Source organism: Streptomyces sp. NPDC006261 (genome assembly GCF_040613515.1).
Taxonomy (GTDB): Bacteria; Actinomycetota; Actinomycetes; order Streptomycetales; family Streptomycetaceae; genus Streptomyces.
The window spans coordinates 1-13,182 of the sequence record NZ_JBEXSI010000003.1; the positions used below are offsets into that span (position 1 = coordinate 1).

The following is a 13,182-nucleotide window of genomic DNA, read 5'->3' on the forward strand; positions in this document are numbered from 1 at the left end:
GCCAGCATCCGCCGTCCCCGGGCGGAACGCACGGCCAGGACGTACGTCAGTGGCCGCGGTCGTACGCGGCGATCAGCTCGCCGCACCGCTTCAGCGCCGCGCGGCACCACGGGCTCCGGGAAGCGCCCCAGCGCGGCGAACGGCAGGCCGGGGACCCGTTCCGGGGCCAGGACGACCTCGGCGGGACGGCGTCCGGCCAATCCCCGGCTGCTGCGCCAGCGGCTGGTGGTGTTCGTGGTGGTCACGCTGCTGGTGGCGCTGGGGATCGCGGCCGCCCAGGGATGCCAGGGGCCGGCGCGCGGGCTGGGCGGGAGCGAACAGCCGGGGCAGGTGTCGCAGGTGCGGGCACCTGAGCGGGGCCAGGAGCAGGCCGGGTCGCGCTGAGGCTTCGCCTCGAGCCCGGGTGGCCCCCTCTCAGCTCTCCGGGCGGCCCGTCGCCACCGCGTAGAACGCGACCGCGGCCGCCGCGCCGACGTTCAGCGAGTCGACGCCGTGCGCCATCGGGATGCGGACCCATTCGTCGGCGGCCATCAGCGCCTTCGTGGACAGCCCCTCCCCCTCCGCGCCGAGCATCAGCGCGACCCGCTCCAGGCGGTGCGGGGCCGCCTCGTCGATGCTGGTGGCCTTGGGGTCGGGAGTGAGTGCGAGGAGACGGAAGCCCGCTGCCCGTACGGTCTCCAGCCCCTTGGGCCACGCTTCGAGGCGCGCGTACGGGACGGAGAAGACCGCGCCCATCGACACCTTGACCGAGCGTCGGTAGAGCGGGTCCGCGCAGTCCGGGGAGAGCAGGACGGCGTCCATGCCGAGGGCGGCGGCGCTGCGGAAGATCGCACCGATGTTGGTGTGGTCGTTGACCGACTCCATGACCACCACCCGGCGGGCGGTGGTGAGGAGTTCGTCGGCGGTGGGCAGCGGCTTGCGCTGCATGGAGGCAAGCGCCCCGCGGTGGACGTGGTAGCCGGTGACGCGTTCGGCGAGCTCGGGGGCGACGGCGTACACCGGGGCCGGGACCTCGTCGATCACGTCGCGCATGACGTCGACCCACTTGGCGGAGAGCAGCATGGACCGCATCTCGTACCCGGCGTGCCGGGCGCGCCGGATGACCTTCTCGCCCTCGGCGATGAAGAGGCCCTCGGCGGGCTCGCGCCGTCGCCGCAGTTCGACGTCGGTCAGTCCGATGTAGTCGCTCAGGCGCGGGTCGTCGGGGTCGTCGACGGTGATGAGATCTGCCACAGGGTGATACTGCCTTGTCCGGTGTGCGGTGCCAACGCCTGGGAGGAGACGCGTAACCGCGGGTTACTTGGTGGGGGGTGGGGTACCGGGGTCGTCCGTCACTCCGCCGTCGGAGGGGCCGGCTGCGGTGCGGAGTGCGGGCCGACCGCGACGACGTCGCCGATGACGATCACCGCGGGCGGACGCACGTCCTCGGCGACCGCGCGTTCGCCGACGTCCGCGAGGGTCGCGTCGACCCTGCGCTGGGCGGCGGTGGTGCCCTCCTGCACGAGGGCGACCGCGGTGGCCGGGTCCTTGCCGTGGGCGATCAGGGCGGCGGCGATGGCACCGATCTTGTCGACGGCCATCAGCAGGACGAGGGTGCCGCGCAGCCGGGCGATGGCCTCCCAGTCGACCAGCGAACGCGGGTCCTCGGGCGCGACATGGCCGCTGACCACGGTGAACTCGTGGGCCACGCCCCGGTGGGTGACCGGGATACCTGCCGCTCCGGGGACGGAGATGGTGCTGGAGATCCCGGGGACGACCGTGCAGGGGATGCCCTCGGCGGCCAGCGCCTGCGCCTCCTCCATGCCCCGGCCGAAGACGAACGGGTCGCCGCCCTTGAGCCGGACCACGGCCTTGCCCGCCTTGGCGTGCTCGATCAGCGCCTCGTTGATCGCCTCCTGGGCCATGAACCGGCCGTACGGGATCTTCGCCGCGTCGATCACCTCGACGTGCGGCGGCAGTTCGTCCAGCAGGTCGCGGGGGCCGAGGCGGTCGGCGATGACCACGTCGGCCTCGGCGAGGAGGCGGCGGCCGCGCACCGTGATCAGGTCCGGGTCGCCGGGGCCGCCGCCGACCAGGGCGACACCGGGGGCGCGGGTGCGGTGGTGCGGGGCGGTGAGGGTGCCGTCGCGCAGACCCTCGACGATGGCGTCGCGGATGGCGGCGGAGTGGCGGGGGTCGCGGCCCTGGGATGTGGTGGTGAGGACGGCGACCGTCACGTTCTCGCTGCGGCCGGTGGCCGGGGTCCAGGCGGTCGCGGCCTCGGCGTCGTCCGCCCGTACGCACCAGGTGCGGGTGCGTTCGGCTTCCGCGGAGGCGGCGTCGTTGGCGGCGGTGTCGGAGGAGGCGACCAGGGCGTACCAGGTGTCGGCGAGGTCGCCGTCCTGGTAGCGGCGGCGCTCCCAGCGGATCTCCCCGGCGTCCGCCATCGCCTCGACGGAGGCCGTCGCCGACGGGGAGACCAGGGTGATGACGGCACCGGTGGCGATGAGCTGCGGCAGCCTTCGCTGCGCGACCTGGCCGCCGCCGATGACGACGGTGCGGCGGCCGTGCAGCCGGAGTCCGACGGGGTACGCGGGGTGGTCGGCGCTGTCTGCGCGCTCGGCGTGACCTGCGTGGTCTGCGTGCTCGGCCATGGCGGTGCGGGCTCCTCGTGCGGGGTGCTGCGTAGGGGCCGCTGCGGCTGTGGAGCGGCTGTGACGTGCGGAAGTGGGGGTTCCTGGGTGGGGCACACGATACGGGGTGGTGAGGGGTGGGCCCGGGCGAGGGCCCGGCGGGGTGGAACGCCGGCGGCGGGCCTCTGCCCTACCCGCCCCTTCCCGAAACCGGGGCTGCGCCCCGGCCCCCCTGCTGTCCTCAAGCGCCGGACGGGCTGAAGGCGGGGGCTGCCGCCCCGGACCCCGCTCCTCGAACGCCGGAGGGGCCGGAACGGCGAGCCCGGAGGGGCCTCGAGAGGCTATTTCTCGGTCACTCCCGCCGCGTCGAACGTCGCCACCTCGTGCATCGCCCGTGCCGCGCTCTGCACGATCGGCAGCGCCAGCAGCGCGCCCGTGCCCTCGCCCAGACGGAGGTCGAGGTCGACCAGCGGGCGCAGGCCCAGCTTGTTCAGGGCCGCCACGTGGCCCGGCTCCGCGCTGCGGTGGCCGGCGATGCAGGCGGCCAGTGCCTCGGGGGCGATGGCGCGGGCGACCAGGGCCGCGGCGCCCGCGCTCACGCCGTCCAGGATGACCGGCGTACGCAAGGAGGCTCCGCCGAGGAGGAAGCCCGCCATCGCGGCGTGCTCCAGGCCGCCGACCGCCGCGAGCACACCGATCGGGTCGGACGCGTCCGGCTGGTGGAGGTCGAGCGCACGCCGTACGACGTCGACCTTGCGGGCGTGCATCTCGTCGTTGATACCGGTCCCCCGGCCGGTCACCTCGGAGGCGTCGCTCCCGGTGTAGACGCAGATCAGTGCGGCCGACGCGGTGGTGTTGGCGATGCCCATCTCACCGGTGAGCAGCGCCTTGTTGCCCGCGGCCACCAGGTCGCGGGCTGTCTCGATGCCGACCTCTATGGCGGCGAGGACGTCTTCCCGGCTGAGGGCGGGACCGGTGGTGAAGTCCGCGGTGCCCTTGCGCACCTTGCGGGGCAGCAGGCCCGGGGTCGCGGGCAGGTCGGTGGCGACGCCGACGTCGACGACGCAGACCTCCGCGCCGACCTGCGCGGCGAACGCGTTGCAGACGGCTCCGCCGCCGAGGAAGTTCGCCACCATCTGCGCGGTGACCTCCTGCGGCCAGGCCGTGACGCCCTGGGCGTGCACCCCGTGGTCACCCGCGAAGATCGCGACGGCCGCGGGCTCCGGGATCGGCGGCGGACACATCCGGGAGAGGCCGGACAACTGCGCGGAGATGATCTCCAGCATGCCGAGCGCTCCGGCCGGCTTGGTCATCCGCTTCTGCCGCTCCCACGCCTCGCCGAGCGCCTTCGCGTCCAGCGGGCGGATGGCGGAGATGGTCTCCTGGAGCAGGTCGTGCGGCTCCTCACCGGGCAGCGCTCGTCGGCCGTACGTCTCCTCGTGGACGACCCAGGAGAGCGGGCGGCGCTTGGACCAGCCCGCCTGCAGCAGCTCGGGCTCCTCGGGGAACTCGTCGACGTAACCGACGCAGAGGTACGCCACGACTTCGAGGTGCTCGGGCAGTCCGAGCGCACGGACCATCTCACGTTCGTCGAAGAAGCTGACCCAGCCGACGCCGAGGCCCTCGGCACGGGCCGCCAGCCACAGGTTCTCCACGGCGAGCGCCGAGGAGTAGGGGGCCATCTGCGGCTGCGTGTGGCGGCCGAGGGTGTGACGGCCACCCCGGGTGGGATCAGCGGTGACGACGATGTTGACCGGGGTGTCGAGGATCGCGTCGATCTTCAGTTCCTTGAACTGCTTCGCCCGGCCCTTGGGGAGCGACTTGGCGTAGGCCTCACGCTGGCGCTGAGCCAGTTCGTGCATGGAGCGGCGCGTCTCGGCGGACCGGATGACGACGAAGTCCCAGGGCTGCGAGTGGCCGACGCTCGGCGCGGTGTGCGCGGCCTCCAGCACACGGAGCAGGACCTCGTGCGGGATCGGGTCGCTGCGGAAGCCGTTGCGGATGTCCCGGCGCTCGCGCATGACCCGGAGCACCGCCTCGCGCTCAACGTCGTCGTAGCCGGGCGCGGGCGGGGTGAAGGCTTCTTGGGGTGCCGCTTCCGCCACGGGCTGCTCGGCCGGCTGCTCGTCCAGCTCCGGGGTCTCGATGACCTCGGGTCCGGTGCCGTCCTCGGCATCGGTCACGGCCGCGGGTTCCGGCACGGTGCCGGCGGGGGCCGGCTGCACGGGCTCAGGCTCCGCCGTGGCAGGGCCGGCCACCGCCTCCAATGCCGGTACGGATTCCGCCTCGGTGAGCACGGCGGTGGCGGCGGACTCGGGGGCTTCGACGGCCTCCGCGCTCACGTCGACCACCGGTGCCGGTGCCGGTTCAACAGTCTCGACGGACTGTACGGGAGCCGGGGGTTCCGGCGCGGAGGCGTCCACCGGGATGAACTGTGCTCCGGACTCGGCCGGAACATCGGCGGCCGCCGCCGGCGCCTGAACGGGCGACTCGGCGGGCAGCTCCGTCGGGATCACCGCTGCGGCCGGGGCCTTGGGCTGCTCGGCGGCGACCGGCTCGGCAGGAGCCTCCTCAGCGGCCGGCTCGAGGACGACCGTTTCTGCCGGGGTCGCCTGCTCCACCGGCTCGGGCTGCGGAACGACCTGGACCGGCTCGACCAGCGCCTCGACCGGGACCGGCTGCTCCACGGGGAGCGGAGCGACCACCTCGGCCTTTTCCGGCTGTGCCGACTGGCTGGACGGCTCCACCTGGACGGGAGCGACTGCCGCGACCGGAGCGACCACCTCGGCCTGGACCGGCTCGACCGGCTGCTCGGGCTCGGGCTCGGGCTCGGCAGGAGTGACCGCCTCGGCCACCGCGACCGGCTCGGCGAAAGCCTCGGCCTCGACGCCGGCCTCGGGCTCGACAGCGGCCTCGGGCTCCAGCGGCCGGGGAGCCGCCTGCTCGGACTGGGCCGGAGCCTCCGGCTGGGCCGGCTGCCCGGCCTCGGCAGGGGCCGCCGCCTCCGGCTGGGCCGCCGCCTCCGGCTGGGCCGCCGCCTCGGCCACTGCGACCGGCTCGGCCTCGGTTGCCGCCCCCGGCTGCTCGGCCTCGGCCGCAACCTCGGGCTCCACGACCGGCGTCGGCCCAGCAGAAGCCTCCACAGCCGGGGGATCCTCGGACTCAGCCAACGCCGCCACCTCCGGCTCGGGCTGCTGCGGCGGCGGGCCCCACGGAGACGCCCCCTGCGGCGGGATCTCGCCCAGCTGCGGGCCCGGCAGCACCGAGGCCTCGTCCGCCGGGGCGTCGAAGTATGCGGCTCCGGTCACCGGCGGGTTCGCGTGGCGGGCGACGGGTGCGGTCCGCACCGCTCCGGCGGGGCCCCGGTCGGCCAGCGAGCGGACCACGCCGCCACCCTGCGTACCGCCGCCGTACGACGGGGCCTCGCCCGGTCCCGGGCCCCGGTGCGCGGGGCGGCGGGCCGGGGCGGCGGCCTGCGCGTGCGCGCCGACCGGCGTGGGGGTCTGCACGGGCGCGGGGGCCGGGGCCGGGATCCGTACGCCGTCGAGGTCGACGGAGCCGGTGTCGCGGCCTCCGGACTCGTGGGTGCCGTGCGCCTCGGCGGGAACCCGGGTCTCCTGGCCCTGCGCGGGAACCTGCGGCTGCGTCGCGTACTGCGGCTGCTGCTGGTCCTGGAACAGCTGTGCCGCCTGCTCCGGAGCCGGAGCGGCAGAGGCCTGGGCGGCGGGGGCGGCCTGCGGGGCCGCCGGGGCCTGGACCGTCTGCGGATCGCTCCACGCGCCCTGGGAGGCCGGCATCAGCAGAAGGTCGTCGTCCTCGGGTGCGTGCTCGGAGGGGTCGAGGAAGGTGTACGCGTCCGGGGCGGGGACGCCCGGCTGCTCCACCATGCCTGCGTTCTCCGGCAGTCCCTCGCCCGGGATCTGGCCGGTGTCAGTCATGCGTACCCCTCGCCCATCGTCAGTGCTCCTTCGGCCCTTCGCCCGGGACGCCGAACCACGGCACGCCGGTGCTCGTCATGAAGAACGAGCGGGCTCGCCGCGCGGCACGAAACGCCCGCGGACCTCTTCTTATTCTCGCGGCCGTTCGCCGCCGCGGCAGGCAGTTCCGCCACGGCTCGCTGTGGACTGCGCCACGTTGCGCGTCCCCCGGTTGGTGCCGTACCACAGAGCGGACCAAAACAGTCCACTTTTCCGGACATTGACGAACGAAGCGACGAACGTCCGGGCGCGGTACAACAATCGGCCAGCCTACCTCCCGTACCGGGCGGAACGGTCAGGGGGAGACGTCCGAACGGCGTGCGGAGAGAAGGAACACGACGGACCGTTCACGCTCGGTCCACACCTCGGGGTCCAGGTCGACGGACTGGAGCAGCGCGCATTCGACGGTGTAGCCGTTGCCGGTGAGAGCCGCGCCGAGGGCCTCGGCCTCGTCCCGGGTGGAGGCGTGCGTGACGATGCGTTCCGGGCGCCGGTCCACGACGGCCCTCACCACCGGTACGCCTCCGCCCCCGACCCGTACGACATCGGGTTCGGGCAGCCGTTCCAGGACGTGCGGGGCCCGGCCGCAGACGATCTGGAGCGGTACGCCGAAGGCGCGGGCCGCGGCGTCCGTACGGGAGCAGGCTCCCGGGTCGGCGTCCACGGCCAGCACGGCCGCGCCGAAGCGGGCCGCCTCCACGGCCAGGGCGCCGCTGCCGCAGCCGATGTCCCAGACCAGGTCGCCGGTGCGGGGGCCGAGGCGGACCAGCTGGGCGGCACGCAGGTTCGGGGACTCCCCCTCGCCGGACTCCTGCATGCGAGTCGCTCCGGCCTCCCGGTAGGCCTCGGCGGGCAGGGCCCAGCCCCGGATGCCCTGGGGATAGGCGGGCTCGCGGCCGGCGAACCAGGCGCCGGTGGCGGTCGTCCCGGGACCGCCGCCGATGACGATGACCACGTTGGGGTCGCGCCAGGCGTGGTCGGCGGCCTTGTCGGAGGTGAGGACGGTGACGCGTTCGCGGTCGGTGCCGAGCTCCTCGCAGATCACGAAGGTGCGGTGGATGCCTTCGAGGAGGAGGGCCAGTTCGGCGGGGCCCGCGCCCGGCGAGGTGAGGACGGCGACCTTGTGGTGGGCCCGGCAGACGTTGACCGCGCGGCGCAGCGTGCGGGGGTGGGCGACGACGATCTGGGCGTCGTCCCAGGGCATTCCGGCCCGGGCGAAGGCGGTGGCCACGGCCGAGACCGCGGGGACGACCTCGACTTCGAGGCCGTGCTCGGGGGCGCGCAGGGTGCGGACGACGCCGAAGAAGCCGGGGTCACCGTCGGCGAGGACGACGGCGCTGCCGCGGTGGCCGGCGATGCGGCGGGCGGCCAGGTCGACACTGCCGAGGCGGATGCGCTCCGCGCTCCTGGGCACTTCGGGCAGGGCGAGGTGGTGGGCGGCGCCCGCGACGAGCGTGGCGGCCGAGAGCGCGGCCGTGGCCGCTCTGGTCAGTGGCGAGCCGTCCCAGCCGATCACCGTGACCCGGTCGGCCATCGTCGTCTGTCTCCTGGGGTGTCGGAGGGGGCGGGGCTGCCCTGCGGTGGCGGGCAGGGGTGAGAGTACCTGGTCCGGACCGGTGTCCTGCCGGTGGCCTCGGCAAGGCACCTCCAGCCGGTGGGGGGTCAGTTCCAGTCGTTGTACGTGCCGTAGCCGCCGGCGTCGGCCAGCTGCTCGGCGACGCCTTCGAGGTCCTCGGGGAGGAGGCCCCAGACGATCAGGTCGGTACGGATGTCGGTCCAGCCGCCGTCGGTGCCGTTCTCGGTCCGGGTCCGGGCGATCCGGGCGTTGCGCAGGACGCCCTCGCTGATGCAGCCGAGCTTCTGCGCGACCTGCTGGGAGGCGGTGTTGTCCGCGGGGGTGCGCAGCTCTATGCGTTCGAAGCCCTGATCGCGGAAGAGCCATTCGGCGACGGCCAGCACGGATTCGGTGGCGTACCCCTCACCGCGGGCCCAGGGGGCGGTGATGTAGCGGACCTCGGTGGCCAGGGTCCGCCAGTCGGTGTTGAGGAGCTGGACGCTGCCGACGAGCCGCTGGGTGAGGAACTCGGTGACGGCGAGGGCGATGCCGTGGCCCGAGGTGCGTTCCCCGGGGGCGATTCTGCGGACCCAGCGTTCGGCGTCGACCTGGGTGTAGGGGTTCGGTCCGTCGGTCCAGGCCGTGACCATCTCGTCGTTCATCATCTCGATGTACGCGGGGATGTCGGCCATCTCGAAGGGGCGCATCACCAACCTGTCCGTGCTGATGGAGATGGACGGAAAGGTGGTAGTCATGCGCAGCTCCATGCAGAAGACCGGGTAAAAGCACAGCATGCAGCATCGCATCCGCGTTGTGCATGGGCGGGTCCGCACGACGGAGCCCCGCGCCTTCCCGGGGGAAGGGGCGGGGCTCCGTCGGTCAAGTTCCTGATGGGGGTCAGGACTTGGCGGGGGTCAGGACGTGGCGGGGGCGTTGGAGGCCGGGACTATGGAGCCCTTGTAGGTGTCCTCGATGAACTTCTTCACCTCGTCGGAGTTGAGGAGCTCGGCCAGCTTCTCGACACGCGGGTCCTTCTCGTTGCCGTCCTTGACCGCCAGGAAGTTGGCGTACGGGTTGCCCTCGGCCTTCTCCAGGGCGAGGGAGTCCTTGGCCGGGGAGAGCTCGGCCTCCAGGGCGTAGTTGCCGTTGATGACGGCGGCGTCCACGTCGTTCAGGGCGCGGGGCACGGTGGCGGCCTCCAGCTCCTTGAACTCCAGGCCCTTCTTGTCGGTGATGTCGCTCAGCTTGGCGGCGGTGCCGACGCCGTCCTTGAGCGTGATCAGGCCGTTCTCGGCGAGCAGCTGAAGCGCGCGGCCGCCGTTGGTGGTGTCGTTGGGGACGGCGATGGTCTGGCCGGCCTTGATGTCCTTGAGGTCCTTGATCTTCTTGGAGTAGAGACCCAGGGGCTCCAGGTGCACGTTGACGACCGGAACGATGGTGGTGCCGTTCTTCTTGTTGAAGTCGTCCAGGTAGGGCTTGTGCTGGAAGAAGTTGGCGTCCACCTGGCCGGACTGGGTGGCGGTGTTCGGCAGGACGTAGTCCGTGAACTCCTTGACCTCCAGCTTGAGGCCCTCCTTCTCCGCCAGGTTCTTCTTGACGAAGTCCAGGATGTCGGCGTGCGGCGTCGGGGACGCGGCGACGACCAGGGCCTTGGAGGTGTCGGCCTTCGCGCCGCTCTCGCTCCTGGCGGCCGGGTCGGAGTCCGTGCCGCAGGCGCTGAGACCCAGGGCGAGGGCGGCGGCGGAAGCGACGGCTGCGGAGATCTTGATGTTCTTGCGCACGAAAAGTGCCTCTTTCTTGTGGTGGTGGTGCACCCGGACAAGGAGTTCGGGCTTGATGGGGACGGAAAGTCAGGGGGCTGTCGGCCTCAGGAGGCGGTGCGGCCGCGGCGGGCCAGCAACCGGACGGCGATGTCGCCGATCAGCTGGATCACGCTGACGAGCACGATGAGGAGTGCGACGGTGATCAGCATGAACTGGTTGTCGAAGCGCTGGAATCCGTAGGTCACGGCCTTGGAGCCGAGCCCTTCGCCGCCGACCGCACCGGCCATCGCGGAGTAGCCGATGAGCACGATGAGGGTGGTGGTGACACCCGAGACGAGCGAGGGCAGGGCCTGCGGCAGGAGCACCTTGCGGACGATGGTGGGGATGGAGCCGCCCATGGACTGCACCGCCTCGACGAGCCCGTGGTCGACCTCCCGGATCGCCGTCTCCACGAGCCGGGCGAAGAACGGGATGGCGCCGACGGCGAGCGGGACGATCATCGCGGTGGGGCCGATGAAGGTGCCGACGACCCAGGTGGTGAAGGGGATCAGGGCGATCAGCAGGATGATGAACGGCAGCGAGCGGCCGATGTTCACGATCACGCCGATGACCTTGTTCACCGCGGTGTTCTGGAGCAGTCCGCCCTTGTCGGTGAGGACCAGCAGCACGCCGAGCGGCAGTCCGCCGAGGACGGTGACCAACGCCGACCACAGCACCATGTAGAGGGTGTCGAAGGTGCCCTGCGTCAGCAGGGGCTGCATTTCGGACCAGGTCACTTGACGACCTCCTTGGTGATCGCGGCGGGGGTCTGCTCCGGTACGACGGCTTCGGCGGTCGCGACGCGGGCGCGGGGGCCGTTCCCGTCCTCGACGACCTCGGCCTGGAGGCCCTGTTCGCGCAGGAAGCCGATGGGGACGACGTTCTCCTCGAACCGGCCGGGCAGCTCGATGCGCATCCGGCCGATCTGCTTGCCGCCGACCGTGTCCATCGCGGCGCCGAGGATCGAGATGTCGATGTTGTACGTCCGGGAGAGCTGGGAGATCACCGGCTGGGTGGCGGCGTCCCCGTGGAAGGTGACGTCCACGACCGTACGGCCGGGCCCGGAGGCGGTCCCGCCGACCGGGAACAGCTCGCTCGCCAGCTCGGAGCCGGGCGTGGCGAGCAGTCCGCCGACCGTGCCGGACTCCACGATCCGGCCGCGCTGCATGAGGGCGGCGGAGTCGCAGACCGTCTTGACGACGTCCATCTCGTGCGTGATCAGGAGGATGGTGAGGCCCAGCTGCTGATTGAGGTCGCGCAGCAGCTGGAGGATGGAGCGGGTGGTCTCGGGGTCGAGGGCGGAGGTCGCCTCGTCCGAGAGCAGCACCTTGGGGTCGCCCGCCAGGGCGCGGGCGATGCCCACGCGCTGCTTCTGGCCGCCGGAGAGCTGCTTGGGGTAGGCCTTCGCCTTGTCGGCGAGGCCGACCAGGTCGAGGAGGTCCTTGGCCTTGCGGGTGCGCTCCTGGCCGGAGGCGCCGAGGATCTCCAGGGGGAGCTCCACGTTGTCCAGGACGGTGCGCGAGTCCAGCAGGTTGAAGTGCTGGAAGACCATCCCGATCCGGGTGCGGGCCGCGCGCAGCTCCGCGCTCGCCCGGCGGCCGCGTCCGGCGAGGGCGGTGAGGTCCTGGCCGGCCACGGTCACCGTGCCGCAGGTGGGACGCTCCAGCAGGTTGACGCAGCGGATCAGGGAGGACTTCCCGGCGCCGCTCTGTCCGATGACGCCGTATATCTCGCCCTCGCGGACGTGGAGGTCCACTCCGTCGAGCGCGGTGACCTCACGGTCGCGCGACTGGTAGACCTTCGTGAGGCCTGTCGTGGTGATCACAGGGTTTCCGTCACTGTCGAGTGCGCGGCGCGGGTGTCCGCCGGGCACGGGGCAAACGTCTGAAGAGACTGGTTCGGGCTGGTCGGCCGGTCTACGTCTCAGCACGGCTGTGTACGGCGGTCGGCCGGGGAACAGCGCATGCTCGGGCGGCTCGTTCCACAGGGGGCGAACGGCGCAGGCTCGAATCTCGCTTCGGGGCGCGAGGCTCAGGCGGGGGCCCTCAGAAGGCGCGCATTCGACACATACAACGAGCACCGGGCGTACTGATCGCCTCGGTCGCAAGGGTGCGGCTGCTCGTCGTGGTCATGGGCCCCAGTAAAACAGACGTACGCCTGGCCACGAACCCGGCTGTCCGCATTCCGGACAGCCGTGGATGGTCGGCGGCACCGTTTCGGGGCGATTCGCCGACGTACGACCACATGGCTCTGACCTGCACTTACAGGGGTGGGCGAGGAGGCCGTACGGCCCTGGGGGCGGTCGCCCGCAGGTCGGGCCCGGGTGGTCGTTGTGGCCAAGGCCACGATCTTCGCGCCGGGCCGGGGCAGGGCGGGGCCGCACGCGGGCGGGCGGTGCGGCCGTAATACCCTCGCTACATGCTTGACGCCCTGACGGTCGCGGTCGCCGTGACCGCGCTCGCCCTCGCCGCCTGGTGCGGACACGCCGCCTACAAGGACCAGCCGACGAAGGACTGGCACTTCATCGGGATGGCCGTCGTGACCGTGCTGGCCCTGGCCCAGCTGGTGGTGGGCATCGTGCAGCTCGCGCGCGGGGAGCGGCCTGAGCAGGGGATGGCGGTGTTCATCGCCTATCTGATCGGCTCGTTCGCGACCGTGCCGGCGGCCGGTGTCCTGTCGCTGTCCGAGCGCACGCGCTGGGGTTCGGTGACCGTGGCGGCGGGCGCTCTCGTGCTGGCGGTCCTCGAAGTACGGCTCTACGACATCTGGGGTAACTGACGTGAGTGACACCGGCCGGCGCCAGGACCAGCCCCCCGCCGCCCCCGCCAAGCAGCCCTTCGAGCTGGGCACCGGTCCCGGCCGGGTACTCGTCTGGTTCTACGGGGTGTTCACCGTCGCGGCGGCCTCACGTTCCATCGTCGAGGTGATCCGGGGCTTCGACCGGGCGCCGCTCGCCTACTCGCTCTCGGCCGTGGCCGCCGTCGTCTACGGCTTCATCACGTACTCGCTGGTGCGCGGCGGCGAGAGGGCCCGCCGGGCGGCGCTGGCGTGCTGCGCCGCCGAGCTGCTGGGCGTCCTCGTCGTCGGTGCCTGGACGCTGGCCGAGCCGTCCGCCTTCCCCGACTCCACCGTCTGGTCGGACTTCGGGATGGGGTACCTGTTCATCCCGGTGATCCTGCCGGTCACCGGGATGATCTGGCTGCGGCGCGCCAGGAAGCGCTGACGCCGGACACCCC

General features: G+C 72.6%; 10 protein-coding genes and 1 pseudogene. 3 read left to right on the forward strand and 8 right to left on the reverse strand.

The window, feature by feature from the left end; all coding sequences use genetic code 11:
- Positions 1 to 384, forward strand: a pseudogene (locus ABZ154_RS02165) (serine/threonine protein kinase); the annotation flags it as partial.
- Positions 385 to 414: 30 nt separating this feature from the next.
- On the opposite strand, the gene ABZ154_RS02170 reads toward ABZ154_RS02165, so the two are convergent.
- The 8 genes from ABZ154_RS02170 to ABZ154_RS02205 form a co-directional block, all read right to left on the reverse strand.
- The gene (locus ABZ154_RS02170; protein WP_356828189.1) at positions 415 to 1,233 is read right to left on the reverse strand and encodes an RNA methyltransferase; all 819 of its coding nucleotides are present in this window, start codon (positions 1,231 to 1,233) and stop codon (positions 415 to 417) included.
- A gap of 98 nt (positions 1,234 to 1,331) precedes the next feature.
- The gene (gene cobA, locus ABZ154_RS02175; protein WP_356828191.1) at positions 1,332 to 2,633 is read right to left on the reverse strand and encodes a uroporphyrinogen-III C-methyltransferase; all 1,302 of its coding nucleotides are present in this window, start codon (positions 2,631 to 2,633) and stop codon (positions 1,332 to 1,334) included.
- Positions 2,634 to 2,953: 320 nt separating this feature from the next.
- A complete protein-coding gene (cobT, locus tag ABZ154_RS02180) occupies positions 2,954 to 6,550 on the reverse strand; it encodes a nicotinate-nucleotide--dimethylbenzimidazole phosphoribosyltransferase (RefSeq protein WP_356828193.1) in 3,597 nt (1,198 codons plus the stop codon).
- 334 nt (positions 6,551 to 6,884) lie between these two features.
- The gene (gene cbiE / locus ABZ154_RS02185; protein WP_356828195.1) at positions 6,885 to 8,123 is read right to left on the reverse strand and encodes a precorrin-6y C5,15-methyltransferase (decarboxylating) subunit CbiE; all 1,239 of its coding nucleotides are present in this window, start codon (positions 8,121 to 8,123) and stop codon (positions 6,885 to 6,887) included.
- Positions 8,124 to 8,251: 128 nt separating this feature from the next.
- Complete coding sequence (locus ABZ154_RS02190; RefSeq protein ID WP_356828197.1) at positions 8,252 to 8,938, reverse strand: GNAT family N-acetyltransferase; 687 nt, start codon at positions 8,936 to 8,938, stop codon at positions 8,252 to 8,254.
- 120 nt (positions 8,939 to 9,058) lie between these two features.
- A complete protein-coding gene (locus tag ABZ154_RS02195; protein ID WP_356828199.1) occupies positions 9,059 to 9,925 on the reverse strand; it encodes a MetQ/NlpA family ABC transporter substrate-binding protein in 867 nt (288 codons plus the stop codon).
- Between the two features lie 86 nt (positions 9,926 to 10,011).
- On the reverse strand, positions 10,012 to 10,683 hold the full coding sequence (locus ABZ154_RS02200) for a methionine ABC transporter permease (protein ID WP_356828201.1): 672 nt from the start codon (positions 10,681 to 10,683) through the stop codon (positions 10,012 to 10,014).
- Positions 10,680 to 11,771: an ATP-binding cassette domain-containing protein gene (locus ABZ154_RS02205; protein WP_356828203.1), complete on the reverse strand. Its 1,092-nt coding sequence runs from the start codon at positions 11,769 to 11,771 to the stop codon at positions 10,680 to 10,682. The genes ABZ154_RS02200 and ABZ154_RS02205 overlap by 4 nt, the downstream gene beginning before the upstream one ends.
- 593 nt (positions 11,772 to 12,364) lie before the next feature.
- Here ABZ154_RS02205 and ABZ154_RS02210 point away from each other — a divergent pair.
- Both ABZ154_RS02210 and ABZ154_RS02215 read left to right on the forward strand, forming a co-directional pair.
- Entirely contained in the window at positions 12,365 to 12,724 is a 360-nt protein-coding gene (locus ABZ154_RS02210; RefSeq protein WP_356828205.1) for a hypothetical protein, read from the forward strand.
- A 1-nt stretch (position 12,725) separates the two neighbouring features.
- Complete coding sequence (locus ABZ154_RS02215) at positions 12,726 to 13,169, forward strand: hypothetical protein (protein WP_356828207.1); 444 nt, start codon at positions 12,726 to 12,728, stop codon at positions 13,167 to 13,169.
- The last annotated feature ends 13 nt before the right edge of the window (positions 13,170 to 13,182 follow it).

Excerpts from the sequence above, each read along its gene's own strand:
- cobA (WP_356828191.1), bottom strand. The coding sequence starts at position 2,633 with ATGGCCGAGCACGCAGACCACGCAGGTCACGCCGAGCGCGCAGACAGC.
- ABZ154_RS02190 (WP_356828197.1), bottom strand. The coding sequence starts at position 8,938 with ATGCTGTGCTTTTACCCGGTCTTCTGCATGGAGCTGCGCATGACTACC.
- cbiE (WP_356828195.1), bottom strand. The coding sequence starts at position 8,123 with ATGGCCGACCGGGTCACGGTGATCGGCTGGGACGGCTCGCCACTGACC.
- cobT (WP_356828193.1), bottom strand. The coding sequence starts at position 6,550 with ATGACTGACACCGGCCAGATCCCGGGCGAGGGACTGCCGGAGAACGCA.
- ABZ154_RS02210 (WP_356828205.1), top strand. The coding sequence starts at position 12,365 with ATGCTTGACGCCCTGACGGTCGCGGTCGCCGTGACCGCGCTCGCCCTC.